This window comes from Streptomyces sp. NBC_00104, assembly GCF_045160825.1.
GTDB lineage: Bacteria > Actinomycetota > Actinomycetes > Streptomycetales > Streptomycetaceae > Streptomyces.
Genome location: NZ_CP108215.1, coordinates 699,385 through 724,073, shown reverse-complemented (window position 1 = coordinate 724,073; position 24,689 = coordinate 699,385). Strand labels below are relative to the sequence as shown.

The 24,689-nt window shown below is 70.4% G+C and carries 18 protein-coding genes and 4 pseudogenes; 12 read left to right on the top strand and 10 right to left on the bottom strand.

Features of this window, described 5'->3' with window-relative positions:
• Positions 1 to 30 precede the first annotated feature (30 nt).
• From OG272_RS03065 to OG272_RS03045, 5 genes are all read left to right on the top strand, one after another.
• A complete protein-coding gene (locus OG272_RS03065) occupies positions 31 to 1,806 on the top strand; it encodes an IucA/IucC family protein (protein ID WP_405895976.1) in 1,776 nt (591 codons plus the stop codon).
• Positions 1,803 to 3,014 carry an MFS transporter gene (locus OG272_RS03060; protein WP_326585121.1) on the top strand — a complete coding sequence of 404 codons (1,212 nt, stop codon included), beginning with the start codon at positions 1,803 to 1,805 and terminating at the stop codon, positions 3,012 to 3,014. The genes OG272_RS03065 and OG272_RS03060 overlap by 4 nt, the downstream gene beginning before the upstream one ends.
• Complete coding sequence (locus OG272_RS03055; RefSeq protein WP_326585122.1) at positions 3,015 to 4,745, top strand: IucA/IucC family protein; 1,731 nt, start codon at positions 3,015 to 3,017, stop codon at positions 4,743 to 4,745.
• Positions 4,746 to 4,851: 106 nt separating this feature from the next.
• A complete protein-coding gene (locus tag OG272_RS03050) occupies positions 4,852 to 6,042 on the top strand; it encodes a type III PLP-dependent enzyme (protein WP_405892431.1) in 1,191 nt (396 codons plus the stop codon).
• A gap of 213 nt (positions 6,043 to 6,255) precedes the next feature.
• Positions 6,256 to 7,446 (top strand): 4-hydroxybenzoate 3-monooxygenase, encoded by a 1,191-nt coding sequence (locus tag OG272_RS03045; RefSeq protein WP_327731609.1) that lies wholly within the window; start codon positions 6,256 to 6,258, stop codon positions 7,444 to 7,446.
• A 91-nt stretch (positions 7,447 to 7,537) separates the two neighbouring features.
• Here OG272_RS03045 and OG272_RS03040 read toward each other — a convergent pair whose 3' ends face one another.
• Positions 7,538 to 7,900 carry a DUF6479 family protein gene (locus OG272_RS03040; protein ID WP_328222262.1) on the bottom strand — a complete coding sequence of 121 codons (363 nt, stop codon included), beginning with the start codon at positions 7,898 to 7,900 and terminating at the stop codon, positions 7,538 to 7,540.
• 182 nt (positions 7,901 to 8,082) lie between these two features.
• On the opposite strand from OG272_RS03040, the gene OG272_RS03035 reads away from it, so the two are divergent.
• The 3 genes and pseudogenes from OG272_RS03035 to OG272_RS03025 form a co-directional block, all read left to right on the top strand.
• Positions 8,083 to 8,451, top strand: a complete 369-nt coding sequence (locus OG272_RS03035) for a ferredoxin (protein ID WP_326585126.1) — start codon at positions 8,083 to 8,085, stop codon at positions 8,449 to 8,451.
• Positions 8,452 to 8,555: 104 nt separating this feature from the next.
• Complete coding sequence (locus tag OG272_RS03030) at positions 8,556 to 9,734, top strand: acyl-CoA dehydrogenase family protein (RefSeq protein WP_327731611.1); 1,179 nt, start codon at positions 8,556 to 8,558, stop codon at positions 9,732 to 9,734.
• Between the two features lie 741 nt (positions 9,735 to 10,475).
• Positions 10,476 to 11,117 (top strand): annotated as a pseudogene (locus OG272_RS03025) (thiolase family protein); the annotation flags it as partial.
• A gap of 603 nt (positions 11,118 to 11,720) precedes the next feature.
• On the opposite strand, the gene OG272_RS03020 reads toward OG272_RS03025, so the two are convergent.
• Positions 11,721 to 12,566: an NPP1 family protein gene (locus tag OG272_RS03020; protein WP_405892427.1), complete on the bottom strand. Its 846-nt coding sequence runs from the start codon at positions 12,564 to 12,566 to the stop codon at positions 11,721 to 11,723.
• A 380-nt stretch (positions 12,567 to 12,946) separates the two neighbouring features.
• Here OG272_RS03020 and OG272_RS03015 point away from each other — a divergent pair, with 380 nt between their 5' ends.
• Entirely contained in the window at positions 12,947 to 16,642 is a 3,696-nt protein-coding gene (locus OG272_RS03015; RefSeq protein ID WP_327731613.1) for a WD40 repeat domain-containing protein, read from the top strand.
• A 171-nt stretch (positions 16,643 to 16,813) separates the two neighbouring features.
• Here OG272_RS03015 and OG272_RS03010 read toward each other — a convergent pair whose 3' ends face one another.
• The 4 genes and pseudogenes from OG272_RS03010 to OG272_RS02995 all read right to left on the bottom strand — a co-directional run bounded on the left by OG272_RS03010 (position 16,814) and on the right by OG272_RS02995 (position 19,719).
• Complete coding sequence (locus OG272_RS03010) at positions 16,814 to 18,487, bottom strand: CocE/NonD family hydrolase (protein WP_327731614.1); 1,674 nt, start codon at positions 18,485 to 18,487, stop codon at positions 16,814 to 16,816.
• A 104-nt stretch (positions 18,488 to 18,591) separates the two neighbouring features.
• Positions 18,592 to 19,134: pseudogene (locus OG272_RS03005) on the bottom strand (alpha/beta fold hydrolase); the annotation flags it as partial.
• Positions 19,130 to 19,231, bottom strand: a pseudogene (locus OG272_RS03000) (TetR/AcrR family transcriptional regulator); the annotation flags it as partial. The pseudogenes OG272_RS03005 and OG272_RS03000, both read right to left, overlap by 5 nt.
• Positions 19,219 to 19,719 (bottom strand): hypothetical protein, encoded by a 501-nt coding sequence (locus OG272_RS02995; protein ID WP_405892425.1) that lies wholly within the window; start codon positions 19,717 to 19,719, stop codon positions 19,219 to 19,221. The pseudogene OG272_RS03000 and the gene OG272_RS02995, both read right to left, overlap by 13 nt.
• A 762-nt stretch (positions 19,720 to 20,481) precedes the next feature.
• Here OG272_RS02995 and OG272_RS02990 point away from each other — a divergent pair.
• On the top strand, positions 20,482 to 20,664 hold the full coding sequence (locus tag OG272_RS02990; RefSeq protein WP_327731616.1) for a hypothetical protein: 183 nt from the start codon (positions 20,482 to 20,484) through the stop codon (positions 20,662 to 20,664).
• A 170-nt stretch (positions 20,665 to 20,834) separates the two neighbouring features.
• Here the strand turns inward: OG272_RS02990 and OG272_RS02985 are convergent.
• Positions 20,835 to 21,414: pseudogene (locus OG272_RS02985) on the bottom strand (aldehyde dehydrogenase family protein); the annotation flags it as partial.
• A 219-nt stretch (positions 21,415 to 21,633) separates the two neighbouring features.
• Here OG272_RS02985 and OG272_RS02980 point away from each other — a divergent pair.
• Positions 21,634 to 21,861 (top strand): transposase, encoded by a 228-nt coding sequence (locus tag OG272_RS02980; protein ID WP_327731617.1) that lies wholly within the window; start codon positions 21,634 to 21,636, stop codon positions 21,859 to 21,861.
• Between the two features lie 80 nt (positions 21,862 to 21,941).
• Here OG272_RS02980 and OG272_RS02975 read toward each other — a convergent pair whose 3' ends face one another.
• On the bottom strand, positions 21,942 to 22,322 hold the full coding sequence (locus OG272_RS02975; protein ID WP_405892423.1) for a hypothetical protein: 381 nt from the start codon (positions 22,320 to 22,322) through the stop codon (positions 21,942 to 21,944).
• 646 nt (positions 22,323 to 22,968) lie between these two features.
• Between OG272_RS02975 and OG272_RS02970 the strand changes: the two genes are divergently transcribed.
• Complete coding sequence (locus tag OG272_RS02970) at positions 22,969 to 23,379, top strand: VOC family protein (RefSeq protein WP_328222258.1); 411 nt, start codon at positions 22,969 to 22,971, stop codon at positions 23,377 to 23,379.
• On the opposite strand, the gene OG272_RS02965 is transcribed toward OG272_RS02970, so the two are convergent.
• Entirely contained in the window at positions 23,376 to 23,990 is a 615-nt protein-coding gene (locus OG272_RS02965) for a transposase (RefSeq protein WP_327731619.1), read from the bottom strand. The two genes, OG272_RS02970 and OG272_RS02965, sit on opposite strands and share 4 nt — an antisense overlap.
• Positions 23,960 to 24,508: a winged helix-turn-helix domain-containing protein gene (locus OG272_RS02960; RefSeq protein WP_327731620.1), complete on the bottom strand. Its 549-nt coding sequence runs from the start codon at positions 24,506 to 24,508 to the stop codon at positions 23,960 to 23,962. Before OG272_RS02960 ends, OG272_RS02965 begins: the two co-directional genes overlap by 31 nt.
• Positions 24,509 to 24,689 lie beyond the last annotated feature (181 nt).

Sequence of the window (24,689 nt, the reverse complement as noted above, 5' to 3'; positions counted from 1 at the left end):
GTCGCTCCGGTAGATGCCGCCGTGACCGGCGTGGCCTCCGTGAACACCGCCGTGACCGTCCCCTCGCCCGCGCCCACCGACACCACCGAAGCCGCACTCCTCACCCGCGTGCTCGGCGCCCTGCTCCGCGAGGACGTCGTCGGCCTGCGCACCCGCAGCACCCTCGTCGACCACCCGGACGGCCCCTGGCTCCGCCTGCTCACCACCGACGGCGACGACGCCCTGCGTCTGCCCGTCACCGAGGACGGCTTCCAGCACACGTACGCCGCACGACTGCCCCTGCTCGTCCGGGAGTCGGACGGCACATCCCTCACCACCTGCGACACCGTGCTCGCCGCACTACGCGCACTCGCCGACCCCGTCGACCGCGACGGCTTCGACGCCTTCGCCGAGGAGTGCCGCCAGACGCTCGCGACGATGCGGCTGCACGAGGCGACAGGAAAGGAGGTGGCCGACGGGCTCACCGAGCTCTACGGCACCGACCTCGCCGACTGGACCGGCCTGCGCGGCGGCCTCGCGTACGAGACCCTCGCCGCACGCCTCGACCACCCGGTCTACCCGACCGCCCGCGGGCGCTCGGGCCTCGACGAGGACCAACTACGCCACCATGCACCGGAATTCCACCCGAGCTTCGCACTCCAGTGGCTGGCCGTGCCCCGGGAGTCCCTCACCGTCACCGGGTCCCTCCCGGACGGCTGGCCCACCCCCTCCGGGCTCGGTCTCACGGACCTCGACCGCACCCATGTCGCCCTGCCCGTCCACCCGTTGACCGTCGGCGCGCCTCTCGACGCGGCCCTGCGCGAGGCCGGGCTCGCGGATCGTGCGGTGCTCGCCGACCGGACGTACCTCTCCGTCGTGCCCACGCTGTCGATGCGTACGGTCGCGCCCGCCGCCGCCCCTTCGCTGCACCTCAAACTACCCCTGGCCACCGCCACGTTGGGTCTGCGCAACAAGCGCTCCATCAAGCCCGGCACCCTCGTCGACGGCGCCGCCGGACAGCGGCTGCTGGCGGCGGTGATCGACCGCGAGCCCCGCTTCAGGGGCCGGGTGCTGCACGCCGACGAGACGGTGTACGCGCACGCCGGGCACGAACTGCTCGCCGTCCTGTGCAGGAGGTACCCCACGGACCTCGACGACTGTGTGGTCGTCCCCCTGGCCGCCCTGCTCGCCGAGGCACCCGACGGGTCACTGGTCGTCGACCACCTCGCCGACCGTTTCCACGGCGGCGACCCGACCGCCCTGCTCGACACCGTGCTCACCCTGCTGTTCGACTGGCAGACCACGCTCTTCGGCTACGGCATCGCCCTGGAGTCGCACCAGCAGAACGTCTCCCTGGTGTTCGGCCCCGAGCCCGGCGACCTGCGGCTGCTGCTGAAGGACAACGACGGGCCGCGCATCAACAGCACCCGCCTGTCCGCCAAGCTCGGGGACGGCGGTGGCGGCTGGGGCTTCGACGACACGCGGACCTTCGGCCCCGACGACCGGGCGGTGGCCGACGTGTTCACCACCATCACCGTCCATCTGTGCGCGGGCGCCTACGCGTTCGGGCTCGCCCGGCACGGCCGCGCCCCGCTGCCGGAGCTGCTGGACCTCGTACGGGACCGGCTCACCGAGGCCGTCGACCGCCTCGGCGGTGACGCGGCGGCCGTCCTGCGTGAACGGGTGCTGACCGCGCCCGAGCTGCCGGTGAAGGCGATGGTGACCGCCGGGACCCTGCTCAGCAAGGAGCGGTCGGGCGCCACCGACATCAACAAGCACTACACCACCGGGCCCAACTACCTGCTCCGGGAGGGTGGTTCGGAATGACCGCCGAGGCGCTCGCGCTGTCGCGCCCCGCGTTCGGCCGCCGTCAGGTGCACGCCGTGGCCGCCTGCTACTTCGTGGCGTCGTTCGCCGCGCTGGGCCTGCCGCCGTACTTCACCGAGATACTGCCCGGACTCGGCGACGGGGCAGCCCGCTGGGCGGGGGTGCTGTATGTGATGCCCACCGTGTTCAGCGCGGTCGCGGCACCCCTGTGGGGGCGGCTCGCCGACCGCTTCGGGCGTAAACGGCTCTTGCTGCGGGCCCAGTTGGGCCTCGCCCTGTCCTTCCTGCTCGCCGGCTGGGCCGACTCGCTCACCATGTTCACGGTGGCGCTGGTGCTCCAGGGCATCCTCGGCGGCACGTTCGCCGCCTCCAACGGCTATCTCGGCGCCGCCCTGGAGGGGCCGCGGCTGTCGAGGGCGCTGACCCTCATGCAGGGCAGCGCGCGGGCCGCCCTCGTCCTCGCGCCGATCGTCGTCGGCGCGCTGGCGCCGTGGATGTCCCCGCACCGCCAGTACGCCCTCCTCGCGCTGCTCCCGCTCGCCGCCGCCCTGCTGCTGGCCGCCCTGCCCGAACCGGCCTCGACCGGCGAGACCGGCGAGACCGGCGAAACCGAACAGCGCGAGACGGAGACCGCCGACCTCGCCCCCACGGCCGCGCTGCGCAGGCTCTACGCGCTGGAGTTCGCCTTCGTGTTCTCCACGGTCATCTCCTTCCCCTACCTGATATCCCTCGTCGAGGAACGCCTCCCCGGCGCCTCCGCCGCCCTCTCCGGCCTGCTGTTCGCCCTGCCGCACCTCTGCTACCTGATCACGGCGATGGCGGTGCACCGCGCCCTCCACAGCCGCCCCCGGCACGGCATGGCCCTCGGCTTCGCGCTGATCGCCCTCGGCCTGGCGGGACACGGCGTCGCCGACACCCTCTCCACGCTCATCGCCGTACGGCTGCTGCTCGGCGCGGGCCTCACCCTCGGCATGGTCGGCCTGTCGGTCCTGGCCGCCGACTGTGCCCGGGGCCGCGCCCCCGGCGGGATGTTCGGCTCGCTGGAGTTCTTCTCCAAGGCCGGCGCCGTCGCCGCCGGGGTGACCGCCGCCGTGGGCAGCGCCCGGTTCGGACCCACCGCGCCGGTGCTGATAGGCGGCGGCATAGCCGCCCTCACCGTCTTCGCGACTCTCCTACCCCCACGTCCGCGTACCCGCTGGAGCCACTGAATGCCCCCGCTCACCGACTCGCTCGGTACCACCCACCTGCCCACCGCCGACGACGCGGTGGTCCACACCCTCCTCAACTGCCTGCTGCGCGAGGTGTCCGGCCCCGAACACCAGACCGCCGTCATCGACGGTCGCCTCCTGCTCCGCCTGCCCCGCCGCGGCCTCCTCCTCCGTGTGGCGCTGCGCCGTACGTCCCTGCTGGGCGCCCACCGCTTCACCGGCCCCGTCCAGGAACAGTCCGAGACCGGCTGGACGGAACTCGACTGGCGTCGCCTCGCCGAGTACACGCACGACGAGCTGTCACTGCGCACCGGCGTCCGCAACGACGAGTTCCTGCACCAGGTCGACTCCAGCCACCGCACCCTCGCCACCGCGCTCGCCGCCCGCGAGACCACCGCGCTCGCCCCTGACACCACCACCGCCCCGCACGGGCTGCCGGACTACCTCGCCTCCGAGCAGTCCCTGCTGTTCGGCCACCGCTTCCACCCCACCCCCAAGGCCCGCACGGGGGACGCGGACGCCTGGCAGTCGTACGCCCCCGAGGCCGGCGCCACCTTCCCGCTGCGCTACCTCGCCGTCCGCGACCATCTGATCGCGGAGGAGAGCGCGGAGGCGGGCGCCACCGCCGTGCTCGACCGGGAACACGGCGACGTCCCCGAGGGCTACCGGCTGCTGCCCGCCCACCCCTGGCAGTACGAGATGCTGCGCGAACACCGGCTGCTGCGCGAGGCTCTCGGCCGCGGCGACATCCTCGACCTCGGCCCCGGCGGCCGGGAGTACGCGGCCACCGCCTCCGTCCGCACCCTCTTCGACGGCGACTCCTTCCTGAAGTTCAGCCTCAACGTCCGCATCACCAACTGCCTGCGCAAGAACGCCAGTTACGAACTCTCCGGCGCCGTCGCCCTCACCCGTCTCCTCGCCCCGGCCCTCGCCGACCTGGAGACCCGCTTCCCCGGCAGCGCGATGCTCCGCGAACCCGCCTACCGCAGCCTCGCCGTCCCCGGCCCCGACGGCACCCCCGACCGCGCCCTCCTCGAAGGCTTCGGCGTGATCGTCCGCGAAGGCCTGTCCCGACGGCTGCTGCCCGGCACGACCCCGCTGCTCGCGGCCGCCGTCGCCGACGAGTACCCGACCAGCGCCGCCCACATCTCCCGCCTCCTCGACGGCGCGGGCCCCGAGACCGCCCTGAACTGGTGGAAGGCCTACCTCCGCCTCCTCGTCCCGCCCGTGCTGTCCGCCTACTTCGACCACGGCCTCGTCCTGGAACCCCACCTCCAGAACGTCCTGATCTGCGTCGACACCGACGGTATGCCCGCCCAGGTCCTCTTCCGTGACCTGGAGGGCACCAAGCTGGTCCCCGACCATCACACCGACACCCTCGCCGCGCTGCCGCCCGAGGTCGCCGGCCCGATGTCGTACGACGCCCAGCGCGGCTGGGACCGCGTCGTGTACTGCCTGCTCGTCAATCACGTCGCCGAGCTGCTCGCCGCCCTCGCCGACCTGCACCCCGAGATTGAGGCCGACCTGTGGGCGGCGGTCCGCGCGACCCTTCGGGCCTACGCCGACGAGGAGGGCTGCCCGCCCCGCCTCTCCGCCCTCCTCGCCGGGGTCCCGCTGCCGGCCAAGACCAACCTGCTCACCCGCTGGGAGCGCAAGGCCGACCGCGAGGCCGGCTACGTCCGCCTGCCCTCACCCCTGGCCGAGGACGTCCTCCGCTGGAGCCCTCGATGAGCCACGAGCCATAAGCCGCTGCTGAGCCATGAGCCATAAGCCATGAGCCGTGCCCAGCCACGAGCCGTTGCCGAGCCCGGAGCCCTCGACGAGCCAGGAGCCTTCCATGACCCACCCGACCCCCGCCGTACGCGACCGCGTCCTGTCTCTGACGCCCGCCGAACTCCCCGCGTACGTCTACGACGTGACAGCCCTGCGCGAACACGCCGCACAGGTGCGCGCCGCCCTCCCCGAACGGGTCGAGCTGTACTACGCCGCCAAGGCCAACCCCGAGCCGGAGATCCTCGCCGCGCTCGGCCCCTACGTCGACGGCTACGAGGTGTCCTCCGGCGGCGAACTCGCCCACGTCGCCAAGGCCGTACCGGGCCGTCCGCTGGCGTTCGGCGGCCCCGGAAAGACTCCGGACGAGATCCGGGCCGCCCTGGAGCAGGGCGTCGAACGCTTCCACGTCGAGAGCGAGCACGACCTGCGCATGCTCGCCGAGCTGACACGTCAGGCGGCACCGGCCACGCGGGTCGGGGTGCTGCTCCGCTTCAACCTCGCGGTGGCGGACGGTTCACTGGCGGGCAGCTCGCTCGCGATGGGCGGACGGCCCACCCCGTTCGGCCTGGACCCCTCGCAGGCGCCGGACGTGCTCCGCCCCCTCACGGACGGCACGTACCCGCACCTCGAACTGCTCGGAGTCCACGCCCACTTGGCGAGCGGACTCGACGCACCCGAACAGCTCTCCGTCGCCCGCTCGATCGTGGAGTGGGCGACGGGCCTGGGCGTGCCGCTCGCCGAGGTGAACGTCGGCGGCGGTATGGCCGTCGACTACGCGCTCCCCGAGAGCCGCTTCGACTGGAAGACGTACGGCGAGGGCCTCGCCCGACTCACCGCCGCCCACCCCGAACTGACGCTGCGCATCGAACCCGGGCGGGCGCTCACCGCGTACTGCGGCTGGTACGCCACCGAGGTGCTGGACGTGAAGCACAGCCACGGCGAGGAGTTCGCCGTGGTCCGGGGCGGCACCCACCATCTGCGCACCCCGGCGACCAAGGGGCACGACCAGCCGTGCTCGGTGCTGGCGACGGGGGAGTGGCCGTATCCGTGGCCGCGCCCGGCGGCCGAGGGGAAGTACGTCAGCCTCACCGGACAGCTGTGCACGCCGAAGGACCTGCTCGCCCGCAACGTCCACGCGCCGGGGCTCAGGGCGGGGGACCGGGTGGCCTTCGCCCTCGCGGGCGCGTACGCGTGGAACATCTCGCACCACGACTTCCTGATGCATCCCCGTCCCGGTTTCCACTTCCTCGACTGATCCTCCCGTTCGCCGACTGATCCTCCCGTTCGCTCCTCGACGGACGGAACCCGACTGTCCGCCCGACCCTCTGGGCGAGTGTGACCGTTGACAGGCGGGCAGACCGGGCGCAGACTCATGTGGACAGATTTGTGAAATGAATTTCACCAGACGAACAGGGTCGGCTCGCCCGGGGCCGGGACGCGGCTCGTCCTCAACGACGAGGAGTACTCAATGCACACCACTGTCGGCATCATCGGCGGCGGCCCGGCGGGGCTGCTGCTGGCCCGTCTGCTGCACAACGCGGGAATCGACAGTGTGGTTCTGGAACGCAAGGACCGCGCCTACGTCGAGCAGCGCCAGCGCGCCGGAATCCTGGAGCAGGCCACCGTCGACGTCCTGCGCTCCGCCGGCGCGGGGACCAGACTGGACGCCGAGGGCATCCCCCACGACGGCATCGAGCTGCGCTTCGACGGCCGCGCCCACCGCGTCGACTTCCCCGAGCTGACCGGCGGGCGCCGGGTGTGGGTCTACGCCCAGACCGAGGTCGTCAAGGACCTCATCGCCCTCCAGCTCGCCGACGGCGGACCCCTGCTGTTCGAGGCCGAGGTGCACGCGGTGGAGGGTGCGGACAGTGATCGCCCGCGGATCCGGTACACCCACGAGGGGCGCGAGCAGACCCTGACCTGCGACTACGTGGTCGGCTGCGACGGCTTCCACGGCGTGGCCCGGGGGGCGGTGCCGGACGGCGTTCGGACGACGTACGAGCGGACGTACCCCTACTCCTGGCTGGGCATCCTCGCCGACGCCCCGCCCGTCTACGACGAACTGATCTACGCCCACTCCGAGCGCGGCTTCGCGCTGGCGAGCATGCGGTCGCCGTCCGTGAGCCGCCTCTACCTCCAGGTCCCGAACGGCACCGACCCGGCAGACTGGTCCGACGACGAGATCTGGGACGAGCTGGACGCCCGTTTCGCGCTGACCGCGAACCCCGGCTGGCGGCTCAAGCGCGGGCCCATCACCTCCAAGGCCGTCCTGCCGATGCGCAGCCACGTCACCGAGCCGATGCGCTACGGCCGGGTCTTCCTGGCCGGTGACGCCGCCCACATCGTGCCGCCGACCGGCGCCAAGGGGCTCAACCTGGCCGCCACCGATGTCATCGTGCTGGCCCGCGCCTTCGCCCGGCTCAAGGAGACCGGCTCGACCGAACTGCTCGACGCCTACTCCGACACCTGTCTGCGCCGGGTCTGGCGGGCCGAGCACTTCTCCTACTTCATGACCACGACCCTCCATGCCGACCCGGACCAGTCCCCGTTCGAGACGCGGCTCCAGCTCTCCCAGCTCGACCGCGTCGCCACCTCGCGCCACGCGGCGGCCGAACTCGCCGAGAACTACACGGGCCTGCCGCTGGACGCCGGCCTCTGACGGGTCACATCGCGTGACCGCGCCGGTGCGCGACCGCACGGCTGAGGGCCGTCCCCCGTCTCGGGGGACGGCCCTCAGCCGTGCGCGGATGTCAATGGGCGCCGAGGCCGCCACTGCCGAAGCCGCCACTGCTGTTCTTGCCCCAGCGCGGCCGCTTCTTCTCCGGGCTCGGCCGGGTCCCCTGGTTGCCGTGCACCTCGTACGGTGTCAGCCGGTAGTCGCTCTTGGGGATCTCGTCCGGTTCGCGGCTCAGCTGCTCCTCATGGACAGGGCCGCCCTCGGGGATCCGGGGCTGCTCGTCGGGGCGCGGCCGGCGCGGCTCACGGGCGCGTACGCGGGCGCCCAACCAGAGTGCGCCGATGAGCATGGCCACCACCACGACGCCGGCCAGGAACGGTGCGATACCGCCCAGGACGCTTCGTTCTGCGGCTATATCAGTCCATTCCATGTTCATATGGGATGAATACCCCCAATAGGTCGAGTAAACCGACCCCATTTTCGACCGAGCGGGTCGGGAGCGGACGGGTGCCCTGTCCTGCGGCAGGGAAAACGGAACCCGGCGGACCGTGTGCGGGCGGATGCGGCCCCGCGGTGTTTGGTCGGATCTCCTCCGGCTACCCGCCCGTCGTGACCTCGATGACGACATCCCAACAGGAGCTCATCCGGTTCCTCGAGGACCGCTTCGCGTGTGCGCAGGCCTGCACCGAATGTGCGCGGGCCTGCGCGCTGCGGGCGAGCCTCGCCGATCCGGACGGGCCCGAAGGCCAGGAACAGATGCGACGCAAGGGCATCATGTGCGCGGAGGTGTGCGACGCCACGTGCAGGGTGCTGTCCGAGGAGGCGAACCTCGACGAGGCCGGCATTCGCCTCCAGGTGGAGTGGTGCCGAACCGTGGCCCTGGAATGCGCGCGTGTCTTCGACGATTCCCCCGGCGCCGAGGACGGTGCCAAGGCCTGCCGCGAGTGCGCCCAGGCCTGCACGGACTTCCTCGCCACCCTCCGCTGAGTCCCGGGCGCGGGGAAAGGGTCCCGCTCCCGCCTGTTCCCAATTACTGGAACACGTTCTAGCGTGTGCGCCGTCAGGTCGGCCTTGGGGAGCCTGGAGGCGCCGTGCACCTCGAATACACGCCCGAGCAGCAGCGGTTGCGCACCGAACTACGTGCCTACTTCACCGAGTTGGTCCCGGCGGGCTCCTACACCCGCCATGCCGACCCGGCGGCGCAGAAGCGGTTCTACCGCGAGACCATCCGCCGTCTCGGTACGGACGGCTGGCTCGGCGTGGGGTGGCCCAAGGAGTACGGCGGACGCGGCCTGACCGCCATCGAACAGTTCATCTTCTTCGACGAGGCCGCCCAGGCCGGCGTCCCGCTGCCGCTGATGGCGCTCAACACCGTCGGCCCGACGATCATGCAGTACGGCACCGAGGAGCAGAAGTCGTACTTCCTGCCGCGCGTCCTCTCCGGTGAGATCGACTTCGCCATCGGCTACAGCGAGCCCGACGCCGGTACGGACCTGGCCTCGCTGAAGACGCGCGCGGTGCGGGACGGCGACGAGTACGTCGTCAACGGCCAGAAGATCTGGACGACCAACGGCGACACGGCCGACTGGGTGTGGCTCGCGGTCCGCACGGACCCCGACGCCCCGCCCCACAAGGGCATCACCATGCTCCTCGTCCCGACCACGGAACCCGGCTACTCCTGCACCCTCATCAACACCCTCGCCTCGCACGACACCACCGCCAGCTACTACGAGAACATCCGCGTCCCCGTCTCCCGCCGCGTCGGCGAGGAGAACAAGGGCTGGCGCCTGATCACCAACCAGCTCAACCACGAACGCGTCACCCTCGCCGCCCACGGCACCATGGCGATCCGCTCCCTGCACAACGTCCAGCGCTGGGCCATGGAGACCAAGCTCGCCGACGGCCGCCGCGTCATCGACCTGCCCTGGGTCCGCCGCCGCCTCGCCCAGACCCACACCAAGCTCGACGCCCTCAAACTCCTCAACTGGCGCATGGTCAGCGCCGTCCAGGAGGGCACTCTCACCCCGCAGGACGCCTCCGCCGTCAAGGTCTACGGCTCCGAGGCCCGCCGCGACGCCTACGCCTGGCTCATGGAGATCGTCGCCACCGCCGGCGCCCTCAAGGACGGCTCCGCGGGCGCGGTCCTCCACGGCGAACTCGAACGCGGTTACCGCTCGGCCGTCATCTTCACCTTCGGCGGCGGCAACAACGAGATCCAACGCGAGATCATCTCGTGGATCGGCCTGGGGATGCCTCGGGTGCGGCGTTAGCCCGTTGTGACCACAGACGTTAGTTGTCACATGCCGAGGATGGTTGGCACCATGATCAATCAAGCAATCCGGCGTGTTCCAGGCCTAGCCGATCGGGTCTCGATGGCTTCGTCCACCTTATCTGCAAGTGAGTCATGCCGATCTCGCGCAGCAGTCGTGGTGGTGCTCCACCAGGTGTTTGGGCGACGTCGGTGCGCGGAGCGGGTTCAGTTCCGCGCTCAGGGCTTCGCGGCCGGTCATCTCTAGCAGACCGCTCGGCTCTGGTTTGCGGCGGCGTTCGTGTTTGTAGGTTGGCCCATGACGTGGATCGGGTGCGGGAGGTCTGGTGGAGTGCGGCGACCTGCAGTAGCAGGTCGCGGTGCGTGAGGTGATCGTCGTGGAGGGAGTTCAGGGCCCTTATCTCCACGACGCGTTCGGCGACCGGTCTGCTGGGATGTAAGTGGCCCCCGACCCTGCACGGCAGTCGGCGGTGAGGCCAGGGCAGTGCGATGCCGTCCAGCTTGCCGGCTTGTGCGTCGTCGACCAGGTTGGTGAACTGGTCGAAGCTCGTCTGAACGCGCGACGCCGGCTACGTCCTGACCTGCCAGGCCTACCCGGTCTCCGAGATGGTGACCGTTGACTACGACAGCTGAGGCGATGATGACCCTCGTTTCGAAGTCGCCCAGTCATGGGCACGCCGCGCCGGGACCGACAGCACATGAACACGCTGGACACCGCCGCACAGCACCGGCGAAAGGAGCTCGCGAGGAGCAGGACGCCTTCGCCCTGCGCAGCCATCAGAACGCGGCACGCGCATTCGCCGACGGCGCCTACGCGGCAGAGATCATCGGTGTGCCCGGTGTCCACCTCGACCGCGACGAGGGCATCCGCGACGACACGAGCATGGCCGCCCCTGCCGCGCTCAAGCCGGCATTCCTCGCGAACGGAAGCGTCACAGCGGGCAACTCCTCTCCCCTCAACGACGGTGCCTCCGCAGTACTGCTCGGAGCCGAGAACGCACTGCCCGGAGCACAACCCCTGGCCCGCATCACCGGACGAGGAGTGGCCGGCAACGCCCCGGACGTCTTCGGCATCACCCCGGTGGAGGCAGCCAACCGCGCCCTCGCCCGCGCCGGCAGAACCTGGTCGGACGTCGACCTCGTCGAACTCAACGAGGCATACGCCGCCCAGAGCATCGCCTGCATGCGGCTCTGGCCCGAACTCGATCCCCAGAAGGTGAACGTCGACGGCGGCGCCATCGCCATCGGCCACCCCCTCGGCGCCTCCGGAGGACGCATCGTCGGACACCTCGCACACGCACTTTCTGCACGCGGCGGCGGTATCGGCGTCGCCGCCATCTGCATCGGCGTCGGCCAGGGACTCGCAGTAGTGCTCGAAGCATGACCGGGCACACCACAACGGATAGCGGCGAGGTTTCCGCCCACTGTGTGCAGCGGGATCCTTTAGCTGGCGGCGACGCCGATACCGCCGCCGCGTGCCTGCTGGCCGAGGCGACCGCTTTCGCCCGCAAGGCCGCCCAGGGTCCCACCCGCGCCTACGCCGCGCGCAAGACCCTGCTGCACGCCTGGGCCGTCGGCGGGATCTCCGCGGCTGACGAAGAGCGGCCTCCCCTCCTGCACGGACAGGTAAGCCTCTGTAGAGGGCAGCGATAAGTCCCGTGAATCGCGCAACAGGACCCTCGGCGTGATCCTCAGCCTTCCGCCCTTGCAGGAGCGATAGGGCCGGCTCGGCACGGTCCGCGTCGCCACCGAGGCTTGGGGATCAGTGCTGTTCGCCGTCACGTCAGTTTCGAGATCGGGCGAATCCCGGCTCGACCAGGGCACTGCGTTGACGGTACTGCAAGACAAAGTCGGTCGTCATATCCCTGGACTGAGCCGGAGAGCCCTGTTGCGCAGGCGTCTGGACCTTCACCGTGGAACGGTGCGAGGGGATACGCACGACCGGCCCGCCGGGTGCGGAGGAACCCGGCGGGCCGTCCGTGTGCCGTCAGCCGCCGCCGTACGGGTCGAAGGGGATGCCGGCGGCGGCCTGCTTCTTGGCCCTGCTGAGCTCGTCGTTGAAGCGGCCGTCCTTCAGCGGGAAGTTCGCGTCGCCCCACGTGGCGTTCTGCATGCGGTCCTGGAGGTTCACGCCGTTGTTGCCGGCCGGGAACCTGGTCCAGGTCACCAGGCGCGGGAAGTCCCAGCCGCCGTCGCCCCAGGCCTCCGCCACCTCGCCCGCCCTGGCGAAGCGGAACGAGTGGGTGTCCCACAAGTTGCCCTCCTTGTGGTAGACGACCTTGAGGCGGACCCCGTCCCTCGGGACCGCGCTGAACTGCGAGGTCGTGTAGTCGCCGTGATGGGAGACGGACGCGTACGAGGGCGTGCCCGAGCCCTGCCGCACCCAGATCACCGCCGACTCCCAGTCATGGCGGTGCGACGTTCGCGTGCAGTCGCGGCAGCTCATGTCCTTCTCGAAATAAAGGGTGTAGATGATCGCGCACCAGCCGTTGTTGCACTTGGCCCGCGAGTACGTGTTGGCGTTGCCGAGGTGGCCCGAGCGGCACTGGCCGGTGACGGATCCGCTGTCGTCGAGACCGCCGTTGAGCTTGCCGTTGATGTCGATGGCGGCGACCGGGAGACAGCCGTCCGAGTCGTAGTCGAAGACCGGCTGGAACGTCCTCTGGAACGGGGTGGTGCTCTCGGGCAGGGGAGTCAGTACGCCGGCGTGGGCACTGCTCGTCATACCGATGAGCAGCGCGGCGGCGCTGACCGCGACGACTGCGGCACGGCCGAATCGGCCGAGAAGGGACGTGCCGCGGTTCTTGCCGCGGCTCATGACTGCGTGGGACATCAGCGTTTTCTCCACTCGCTACGCGGGGTGTGCCGGTGATCCGGATCGGCGCAACAGACGCTGGCAAGTGGAGAGTTGATCCACACCTGATTCCACCAGGGCAATCAATCCGGGTGAGGGGTGGTCGGTTGTTCGGCGGCGTGTCCCGCGGTTGTCATCAACACCACACTCCGTGCGGCCAGAGTGCCGATACTTGAAAGTACAAGCTATTTTGATGGGGGTGCGCAGTGAAGATCGTTTTCGTCCGATGTTCAGTGTGAATGGGTGGACCTATGGGACGTCCCGAGAGACCCGTTGACCCGGCTGCCGGCCCTGTGCAGCAACTCGCCCATGCATTACGGGAGTTGCGCAGGACGGCCGGCAGCCCGTCGTATCGGGCCATGGCTCAGGAGGCGGGGTTTTCCGCGACGACGCTGTCACAGGCGGCCGCCGGGGAGCGGCTGCCGTCGCACGCCGTGGTCAAGGGATATGCGCGTGCCTGCGGGGGCGACCCCGGCGAGTGGGAGACGCGGTGGAAGGAGGCCGAGGCGGCGGTCGCTGCCGCTCTCGTCCCCGACGAAGGGGACGGGCCGGCGCCGTACCGGGGCCTCGCCCGGTTCGAACCGGACGACCACGAGCTGTTCTTCGGCCGTGACCGGGCCCTGACTGAGCTCTGCCGGCTCGTGTCCGTGCACCGGTTCGCGGCGGTGCTGGGCGCCTCCGGTAGTGGCAAGTCCTCGCTGCTACGGGCCGGGTTCCTCCCGCGTGTCAGGAAGGAGATGGCAGGAAGCGAGGGTGCGGTGCGCGTCCTCACGCCCGGAGCCCGGCCGGCCGAGACGTACGGGCATCTGCTGACACCGGCGGAGGGCGAGCCGGAGCGCTGGGTGGTGGTGGACCAGTTCGAGGAGGTCTTCACCCTGTGCCAGGACGAGGCGGAGCGCGCCCGCTTCATCGAGCTGCTGCTGACCGCCCGCGACCCCGCGTTCCGGCTACGGGTGGTCATCGCCGTGCGCGCCGACTTCCACCGGCGCTGCGTCCACCACCCGGAGCTGGCGGACGCGCTGCGCCGCGCCGGGCTGGCGGTCGGCCCGATGACCGCGGACGAACTGCGGGACGCGGTGGTGAAGCCCGCGCTGGTGGCCGGCGTCCTGGTGGAGCGGTCGCTGGCCACGACGATCGTCGAAGAGGTGCTCGACCGTCCCGGCGCGCTGCCGATGCTCTCGCACGCCCTGCTGGAGACCTGGCGGCGGCGCAAGGGCCGCATGCTGACGACCGCCGCGTACGAGGCGGCGGGCGGGCTGAGTGGCGCGATCGCGACGACCGCCGAGGAGGTGTACGGGCAACTGTCCGCATCCCAGGCCGCCGTCGCCCGGCTGCTGCTGCTGCGGCTGGTCGAGCCGGGGAGGGGCACCGTCGACACAGGGCGCCCGTTCACCCGGGCCGAACTCCGGGAGTGCACGCACTCCGAGACACCGGTCGTGGTGGAGCGGCTGGCCCAGGCCCGCCTGCTGACCGTCGACGACGAGGGAGTCCGGTTCGCCCACGAGGTACTGATCACCTGCTGGCCCCGGCTGCACGGCTGGGTCGAGCAGGACCGCGAACGACTGCGCCATCACCGGCAGCTCACCGAAGCCGTCCGCGCCTGGCTGGAGCACGACCGCGACGCCGGCACCCTCTACAGGGGCACCCGTCTGGCCCGTGCCGAGGAGATGTTTCCCGGCCACGACAACCACCCCGCCCTGGGGGCGGCGGAACGGTCCTTCCTCACCGCCGCGTGCGAAGCCCGCGAGGCAGAGAGGCGGGCCGCCGCCCGCTCCACCCGGCGGTCCCGCCAACTCGTCGGCGCCCTCTCGGCCGTCCTCGCGGTGGCGCTGGTCACCGGCCTGGCCGCCTGGCGGCAGCACGACCACAACCAGCGGCAGCGCACGGAGCACTCCGCTCGGCGGATCGCCGCCGTCGCCGACGGACTGCGCACCACCGACCCCCGCGCCGCTCTCCTCCTCAGCGTCGCCGCCTGGCGCATCGCCCCGCTCCCGGAGACCCGCCGCGTCCTCCTCGGCTCCCTCCTCCAGCCCGAGTCCGACTCCTTCAGCGACCCGGCCTCCGGGTTCCGATCCCAGCGCTTTTTCGCAGACTCCGGTCGCACCCTCCTCAGTGTCGACGACCGAGCCTGGCAGACCTGGGACCTCGGCACCCGCCGCAGCACCGGCTCTGGCCGCCTTCCCGAGGGCGAGGTCCTGGCCGTGGGCCCCGACGCCCGTGTCCTGGCGATCTCGGGCGCGAGCGGGGACGGGCACGTACGACTGTGGGACAGGAGGGCGGGCCGGTGGACGGGGGGTGCGCCGTCGGCGCCGGGGCGGAAGGATATCGCTTTCGGGTCGAGTGGGCGCAGTTTCGTGATGGGCGAACCCGGTGTGGACGACGGCGGCTCGGGTGCCGGCTCCGACTCCGGCGCGGACCTCGTACGCGTGCGGGCCGTGGCCGATGGTGCCGTGCTGTTCGAGACGCGGGGGGCGACCCCTGCCAACGTGGCGCCGAGCGGTGACGACCGGCTGGTCGCGGTCTGCCCGACGGGGAAGGTGCCGCAAGTTTGGGAGGTCGGCGGAGGGCGGGCGCCGCACGGGGAGTGGGAGCGGGACCAAGGGGTCTGCGATGCTGACTCGGCGGTGGTGTTCGGGGCCGACGGACGGTTCGCCGTCGTTGCCGGGGACCGGGTGCGGGTGTGGGACGTCCGTACCGGCGTCCGGGTCGCCGAGGTCCGTGACCCGGGGGTGCGGTACGCCTCCTTCAGCCGGGACGGACAGTTCCTGGCGACGGCGGGCTCCGCCGACGAGATCCGGGTCTGGCGGCTGTCCACCCCGGCCGCCCCCGTCCTTCGGCACGCCCTCGACAACCAGCACCCGCACGGCGGCCTCGCCTGGGACCCTGGCCTGCCGGTGCTGCGCTACCTGGAGGGCGGTACCGTCCACACCCTCGACCTGACGACCACTGTCACCGCCGCTTGGTGTGACCACCCCATGGACGCCGTTCTCATCAGCCCGGACGGCCGTCGATTTGTCACCGCCCGACGCGCGACCGACGGCCACGTCTTCGAATTGCGCGCCACCGACAACGGCCGGCTCGTCCGCACACTGCCGCGCCGACCCTCGCCGGTCGCCGCCGCTGGCGGACGGGGCGGGACGCCGCTCGCGCCCCCGGACACCGCCGCCCGAATGGCGTTCAGCCCCGACAGCAGCCGGTTGGTCTACGGCGTCACCGCGCCCGGCGGGCGGGCCGTGTCACAGTGGTTCACCGTCTGGGACCTGACCCGCGACCGGGAACAGAGCACGCTGGACGTGGGTTCGACCCGGTCCGGCACGGCGGTGACCGCGCTCGCTCTTACCCCCGACGGCCGTATTCTCTTCACCACCCGCACCCCGCCCGGCGGCGAACCCGCGAACGAGATGTGGGACACCACCACCCGCCGACGGACGGAGTCACTCACCGGCTCCGGCCTGGTCAGCTCCCGCCTCGCGCTCAGCCCCCGCACGGAACTGGTCGTCGGCGACAACCGGGTGGCCCGCAAGGCCACCGGCAGCATCGGCGCGCTGGACCTGGTCCAGGGCGACCGCATCAGCGCGCTGGCGTTCAGCCCCGACGGCAGCCGTTTGGCGGCGGGCGACCGTACCGGCCGCGTCGCCCTGTGGGACGGTGACCTGCGCCGCCGCGCGGGCGTCCTGCCCAATGTCTTCCCGGCCCCGCTCGGCAACACCCCCGAAGCGGTGAGCGCCCTGGCCCTCAGCCTCGACGGCCACACCCTCGCCGTCGGCGGCGACGCCGGCACCATCAAGCTCTGGGACATCACCACCCAACAGCTCCTGGGCCCCCTCCCCACCCCCGGCGAGCCGATCACCTCCCTCGCCTTCAGCCCGGACAACGCCACTCTCCTCGTTGCCGGAAGCCACGTCCCCCTCCGCCGCTACACGGTCGACCCGAGCCGCGCCGTGGCCCAGATCTGCGCCCGCGCGGGCAACATCGACCTCACGAGAGCGGAATGGAACACGCACGTATCCGACGCGCCGTACAGAAAGGTGTGTGGCCGGCAAGGCCGCTTCTGACATCGGGCTCCGTCCCCGCCGAGCCGGTCCTGGCTCCCTCGTACCCCGCCCCGCACCGGACGGTGCGGATGAAGGTGATCGTGCGTCGCCGATCCGGGGTGCAACCGCGGCCGCGGTCCTGGTTTCTGCTCAGTGACGCAACCACTCGGCCGACTCCGCCGCCGCTACCTGTCAGCCCGGGACCACCGGCAGGACGATGCGGGAGGGCCGGGTGGGGTCGTGGAAGACGTGCTGGCGGGCCACTCGGGCCGTGGTCGCGCTCTCCTCGGGTTCGCCCGTGTTGAGGTTGCGGTCCCAGCGGGGGAAGTTGCTGGAGGTGATCTGGACCCGTATCCGGTGACCGGCACGGAAGACGATGCTGGTCGACCACAGGTCCACGACGTGCTCGGCCGGCTCGCCCGGTGTCGCCGCGCGCACCCGCACGATGCCGTCGGCCACATTGCGGGAGACGCCGTTCTCGTCGACGTCACACAGCCGTGCCACCCAGTCGGTCGAGGGCCCGTCCGTGGCGGCGAAGAGCACGGCCTTGACGCGGCCGGTCACCTCGACGTCCTCGGCGAGGGGTTCGGTGGTGAAGACCAGGACGTCCTCGCGCGCCTCCACGTCCCTCTGGTCGAGGGGCCCGGGACGGAACTCGTCGGTCATCAGCAGCGCGCCGCCGGTGGTGGGCACGGGATCCGCCGGATCGTAGGTGAACTCCTCGGCCTGCTCGGCGACAGCGGGCGGCTCCTGCGTCAGGCGTCCGTCCGCGCGCAGGTGGAAGTCCGTGTCCACGGCCCGCGACAGTGGCCACTCCGTCTCCTCGCGCCACTGGTTGACGCCCATGACGAACAGCAGCACGTTGCCCGTGTCCGGCTCCAGAGCCTCGCCGTCGCCGATCGTGCGCTGGAACCAGTCGAGCTGGAGGCCGTTCAGGGGTCCACGCATGCCCATGAAGGCGGAGTTCGCGCTGAACCCGAAGTTGACGTCGCCGATGACGTGCTGCTGGTTGGCGTGACTCCACGGACCCATGATCAGCGTGGCGGACCGGCCGGCGCGGCGCATGGCGGTGAAGTTGTCGAGTGTGCCCTGGGTGAAGATGTCGTACCAGCCGCCGACCTGGAAGGTGGGCAGGTCGACCTCGTCGTGCCGACCCGCGACACGGGAGGAACGCGCCCACTCGGGCTCCCGTCGGGACCTTTCGTAGCCCAGCTCGGGAAGGTCGTGCCGGGCGAACGCGGGAAACCGCCCGGCGGGCAGTTCGCCGTAACCGCCGTCGGCCAGGATGTCGAGGTCCTGTACGAGGCCGACGAGGCTGCCGCCGAGCGCGGCGGGGTCGGCGCTGTGCCGGCGCATCAGCGCGTCGGCGCCCATCATGAGGGACCAGGGCGCGGTGATGCCGAGCTCGATCGCGCCGCCGCGCGTCCACAGCCCGTCGTCCGGGTCGGACCAGGTGACCATCGGCGCGATCGCCTTCAGCTCCGGCGGCTTGGACAGCGCCGCCATCCACTGCGTGTTGCCGAAGTAGCTGGCGCCGATCATGCCGACGGCGCCGTTCGCTCCAGGAAGGGCAGCAGCCCACCGCACGGTGTCGTACCCGTCGCTCTCCTCGTAGGTCCATGGCTCCCACGCGCCCTCGGAGGCGAACCGGCCGCGGGTGTCCTGGATGACCACCATGAAGCCACGCCGAGCCGCCGCCAGGGGATCGAGGAGGGCGATCGCCAGGGCCATCTGCTTGCCGTACGGCAGCCTGCTCAGCAACACCGGCCACGGCCCCGTGCCCCCGGGGCGGTAGACATCGGCGCGCAGCACGGTGCCGTCACGCATCTCGGCCGGAACATCGAACTCGATCTGAATCTCTGCCACGCGCTGCTCCTTTGCACGCCATGACGCTGTCAGGCACATGGTGGAACCTGGTCCCCGTCCCGCACTACACCCGAACGGGGGTGGCTACGGCGTTCCCGGGGCGGTCACGCCACCGCGTTCAGCAGGTCGGCCAGTAGATCGGGCCGTTCCAAGGCGATGAAGTGGCCCGCGCCCGGCGCCTGCGTGAAATCGGCGGCGGACAGCAGCTTCTTGTCGGCTTGCCGGTCCGAGGGTCGGGACCAGTCGTTCTCCCCGTAGACGAGGTGGACGGGTGCCTTGACCTCGGGGTAGCGCGAGCGGGCGGCCATGAGACTGGGCAGGCTCCGGTACACGGCCCGGGCGACGGCCGGGTAGCCGGGGCGGCTGCCCACCTGGAGGGGCTCGTCCACGTAGTCCTCCCGCAGCGCGCTCTTGTCGACCAGCCCGCCCTGCAGGATCCTGCGGAAGGCGGCCTTGGACTCCACCCGGGCGACCACATGGCCCACCCCCGGAGTGAGAACACCGCCGACCACCACACGGGCGAGAAGACTGGATCGGGCGATCCCGCCGGTCAAGTCGTACGTGTTCACAGCGACGACGCGCCGTACCCGCCCGGGCAGGTCGGCCGCAGTGGTCAGGGCGAGCACCGCTCCCATGGACTCCCCGACACAGCGCCTCGACGCCGATGCCGACACCGTCTCGGTAGGTGAGCGTGGCCGCCGCCTCCAGCAGCCGCTCTCTGGTACTTGGCTTCAGCCTGTCCACGGATGACCGCGCCGCCCCGCAGCGAGCAGGTCGGCGACCGCAGCACCTGCCGCCTGGGCGAGGGCGGTGGTGCGGCCGACGTACTGAAAGCGGCCTTCGGTGTCGTACCTGCCGAGCAGCAGCGTGCTGGGAACGGCCAGAGAGCCGGTGATCGCCTCGCTCGTCTCGCGGACCTTGTATTTCTGCCAGCCCCTCACCGGCGGGCGGTAGGCGTCGTCCAGCCTCTTGAAGACCACCCCCTCCATCCCGACCGACGCCCACGTCAGCCACTCGCGCACGACGTCGACCTCAGTGGTCGACGGACACAACACCCGCGGCGCCGTCAGCCGACGGGCGGCGAACACGGACTCCCGCGCGGTCCTGCGCCGCCGATACGGCCAAGAGGTCGTGTCCGTCCCGGACAGCCGCAACAGATCGAACGCGAAAGCGGGCGGGATCTCAGATTCTGGGTCGCCTCTGGCGGTGAACCCGCGCGCCCGCAGCCGCAATGCGCTGTTTCGGCGGCAGGTTCGTATGGCAGACGCTCGGCAATTGCGTCGGCCTTTGACTTCGTGGCTGGGGACCAAATCTGGTGTACGGCACTCAGTAGATCGTCCTGTAGCTCATGGCGGTGGATGCTGTCGATCAGCCGGGAGACCCCGCTGAAGAGCAGCCCTCCTCCGGCCGTCGTGACCACCTGCCGCACCGGTGTGGGCGCGGGGCCGCAGAGGACCGATCTCTCCTGGAACCAGATTGGATCAGACGCCGAAGCCACTGCGGATGACGAAGTCGAAGGCGCGGTCCGGCCGCAGCCAGCGCAGGAACATGGTGGGGGCGGCCCCGAAACCCACCCGGTAGCGGGTGCGCGGGCGGCGCGCCCTGGCGATCTTGACGATGGTCTTGCCGATGACTCCTGGCCGTCGATCAGGATCGTGTCGCCCTCGAGAGGGTCGGGGACTTCCAGGCCCCAGGTGGCGAGTTGGTCGGATGCGTGGGTGCGGGGCTGGACGAATGCGGTCAGCTCACTGGATCGACTCGGTGCATCAGGTGCCCGAACAGTCCGCCGTCGAGACCGCCTGCCGCTACCTGCCCGGCGGATCCCGGGCAGGCGTGGGCGGCGACTGGTACGACGTGATTCAACAAGCCGCTCCGGACTCCAAGCCCCGTGCGACACGGCAGAGTTACTTGAAACTTCACATTGACGCGGGAGCGGTAATCCCACAAGCTGATGATCTATCGCATCCCCACTACGCGAAGGAATCAGTACAGCCATGCAACGACTCATCACCAAGGCCCTGACCACGGCCGTGGCCACCGCAGCCCTGATCGCCACAGCCTTCGGCATCGCCTCCGCCGACAACGGCCAGAACAAGCTCCCCCGACAGGCATCGTCAAACGTCCACACCCTCTCCGCGTGCTGGCCGGGCCAGGAATGCTGGGGAAGTTGGGCCTGACCATGGACTCCGGCAGCGACACGCTCGGCTTCTCCGACCGCTCCAGCTGATGCGCCCCAGCTGATACGACGGCGAGGGGGCGGCCGGTGCACAGCCTCCCCCTCGCACAGGGCTCAGTGGTTGCGCGGGACGCCCAGGTCGACGCCCGAGGGGGCGTCGGCCGGGTCGGGTCAGCGGGTGGTGACGACCTTGCCGCGGGTGTAGAAGTGGGTGCCGTCGTTGCCGTAGATGTGGTGGTCACCGAAGAGAGAATCGTTTCAGCCACCGAAGAAGTGGTAGCCGACGGGGACCGGGATCGGGACGTTCACGCCGACCATGCCGGCCTCGATCTCCATCTGGAAGCGGCGGGCCGCGCCGCCCTCCCGGGGTGAAGATCGCGGTGCCGTTGCCGAACGGCGAGCTGTTGATGAGGGCCACGCCGTCGTCGTACGTGTCGACGCACAGCACCGGGCCGAAGATCTCATCCTGGTAGGCCTTCGCCGTGGTCGGGACCTTGTCGAGAAGGGAGATGCCGATCCAGTGGCCGTCCTCGGAGCCGTCGACCGTGTAGCCGGTGCCGTCCAGCACCACTTTGGCGCCCTCGGCCGCCGCGCCCTCCACGTAGGAGGCCACCTTGTCGCGGTGCACGGCGGTGATCAGCGGGCCCATCTCGGAGGTCGGGTCGTTGTCGGGGCCGATCTTGATCTTCTCGGCGCGCTCGCGGATCTTGTCGACCAGTTCGTCGCCGATCGCGCCGACCGCGACGACGGCCTAAGCAGCTCCGGCGAAGTCACGTGTTGATTCTTCGCGGCGTCCGAGCGCTCGACCAGGCCGAACGGAGAGGGACCAGCAGTGCGCTTCACGTCATCCGCTCAGCCGGCCTCGCCCGCCCGAACGCGCTACCCGCCCCCGCGCCCTCCACCTCGTCGGCATCAGCGCCCGCCAGGGTCTGTTGCGAAAGTGGATTTTGGTCGTGAATGATCACATTGCGTGAGGCGGGGCGATCTGACCAACGATCAGTGGGCCCGGCTGGAGCCGTTGTTACCGCAGTTCACCAAGCCGGGCCGGCCGCCCATGTGGGGTCGTCGGCAGCTGATCGACGGAAGACGGTGGCGGACCAGGACCGGTGCCTCCCGGATCCAGCGACGCTTCCTCCACCCTACGAAAATCGACGAATGCGCCGTGGCCCCGAACCACCTGATGTCCCAGGCCAGTTGATGAACCGGGCCGACATCGGGGGCGGCCGGGTCCTCGCTCTCATCAGCGCCTGTTCAGCCCTGTGGGACCGACAGCCCCTGTCAGCTTGAGGGGCAGGTGGAGTTGGTGTCGATGCGGACGCCGGTCACCGTGGCGTTGGAGCTGAAGTTGGAGGTTTGGTTCGGTTTCAGGCACGTGTAGTACGTCACACCGTACTGGTCGTAGTAGCGCAGATAGACCCGGTCGTCGTTGCGGGTGTTCCTGATCTTGTTGGCGCCCCGGCTATTGGATCCGAGGTCCTGGTAGGAGCTGGTGACGTCCTGGTACGCGGCCGTGGGCTTGCCGTTGTTCCAGTCGCTGTCGGTCAGGTAGAAGCAGACGCGGGGCCAGCCGCATCCGTTGTAGTCGTAGGCCGAGGCGGTGGGGGCCGTGGCCAGCCCAGCGGTGGCGAGCGCGGCGGCCGCTGTCGCCACGACAGCCATCCGCTTGGCCATTTTCACGTGAAGGCGCACAAGGAATCAGCTCCCCGATTTTGTCCCAGTGGGGTACGTGCCGGTCGGGCACGCCTGACTGTCTCCCGGATGCAGGTGCTGGGGTGCCTGCAACTGTTCAGGTTGCGCGCGTCGCTGTGCTCTCGATGACCGCGGCCGCTGCAGGAGTCGCGGTGGCCACGACGCCCGCACCGGTCAGTGCAACGGTGCTCAGCATGAGTGCCGCCGTGGCACGTGCAACTCGGTTCTTCAGCACTCGGAGGTCTCCCATCGACTGGCTGGCAGTGCTACCGGGCTGCGAGGCCTCGTCCGACCGGGCAACCTAGAACCTTTTAGGGTCGGACGGAACATTGATCGCCAGCCTGGCTAAGCGGATGCCGTGCAGTGTGCTGCTGGTACCTCGCAGTTCGGCCTGGTCGAGCGCTCAGAGGCCGAAGGATCAGCACGTGACTTCGCCGGAACCGCCGCCGCTCCGCCGAGGTCCGCTGCCTGATCCGCACCTGCGGTACAAACCTGGCCGCCCCTGGTGAACGGGGTCTGGGGGCGAAGCCCCCAGGAACTTATTGTTCCCGCACCTCAGCGGAGCTGCTTAGGGCCTGTCTCGAAGTCGGGTGTGAGCTCGTGACAAGATCGCGGGATGCTGCGACTCACCGATTTCATTATCGACTGCCCGGACACGATGAAGCTGGCGGCTTTCTACTCCGAGGTGACGGGCCGTCCGATCAAGGAAGGCAGCTCCGAGGACTGGGCTGGCATCCAGTTCGGCGAGATCGAGCTGGCATTCATCCGGGTGGACGACTACCGCGCTCCGCAGTGGCCCGACAGCGAGCACCCCAAGCAGTTCCACCTCGACTTCGAAGTGGACGAGATCGAGTCCGAGCAGCGCCGCGTCCTCGACCTCGGCGCGACGCTAAGGCAGGACTTCATCGGCCCCAACGGCTACGGCTGGCAGATCTACACCGACCTGATCGGCCACCCCTTCTGCCTGTGCCGCAACAAGGGCGTCATCTGGACCGACCAGGGCCCGATCTGGCCCAAGCGCGGCTAAGCGGCTTGGATGCGGTTCGTTGCTGACTGTCGGATCCGGTCGCGTTGATGGTTCATGGCCTGGTCGACGGCCTTGCCGATGGCGTCGGTGCTGGTCTGGGCGCGTTGCGGGTAATCCTGGTACTTCGCCTGACGCCAGACCAACTCGATGTCGTTCAACTCCGGGCTGCGCGGTGGCAGGTAGAACAGCTCCACCCCGATCTTGGTCAGCTGCTTGCGGCGGCCCTTGAACGCCTTGGCCGTGTGCGCTGAGGCGTTGTCCAGCACCACGGTGCACGGCCGCGAGCGTGCCCAGCCGGGCAGCTGTCCATCGAGGCCGTCGGCGGCCAGCTCCAGGGCTGCGGCCCCACCGGGCAGGCCGGCCAGGTCCGCGCAGACGAACTCCAGCAGCATCCCGGCGTCGATCTTCCCGCAGGTGGGCTGCCAGAGAAGGTCCGGCGTGGTGCCCACGATCTGGGCGCCGAGCACGTTGACCCGGCGGTTCTTGGTGGCCTCGCGGGGCACCACCGCCCGCTGCCCGATGCGCGAGTAGGTGTAGCCGGTGGGCAGGGTCGGGGCGAAGCCGGACTCGTCCAGGAAGATCAGGTCGCGTTCGCCCGCGTGCGCCTCCATCCGTAAGTCCGCAAGTCCTCCAACCGGGCCCGGGCCGCTTGCTGGAGGACGGGGTCGGCCTGGTGCCGCACCGTGTCGCGGGTGCGTTTCCAGCGGAAGCCGTCACGGCGCAGCAGCTCCCACAGCCAGTCAGCGGAGATCTCTACTCCGCGCTGTTCGCGCAGCCAGTCGCGCAGTGCCGGGACGGTCCAGGTGATCCCTTCCGCGGCGGAGACGTCCAGCAGCCGTGCCAGCGCGGCGCGGTCGTCGTCGCCGAGCACCCTGGCCGGACGCCCCGGGCGTGGGGCGTCCGGCAGTACCTTGACCCCGCCGTCGTGGAGGCGGTGGGCCGCCGCGCGGACCGTGACCACGTTGCACTCCAGCAGGTCGGCGACCTCGGGGGCGGTCTTGCCGCGGTCGAGCGGGCGGATGCACTCCGCCCGCTGCCGGGTGTAGCGGGTCAGATCCCGCCGAGCCAGCAGTTCGCGCAACTCGCGACGCTGATCGGCAGTCAACTCGATGCGGAGGATGTTCGACATGGCGTCCCTCCCACAGGAGCCCTACCCAACCAGCAGCCAACTACGGTGACCTGCTCCGGCCTCAACCACGGACTGCACGCCCGCATCAGGCAGCTCTCCGGTCGGCAGAAAGCCGTCGAACTCCTGGAGCGGCTCAACGGGGAGCCGGTGCGACAGAAGGAGAGCTTCGCCCCGATCGACG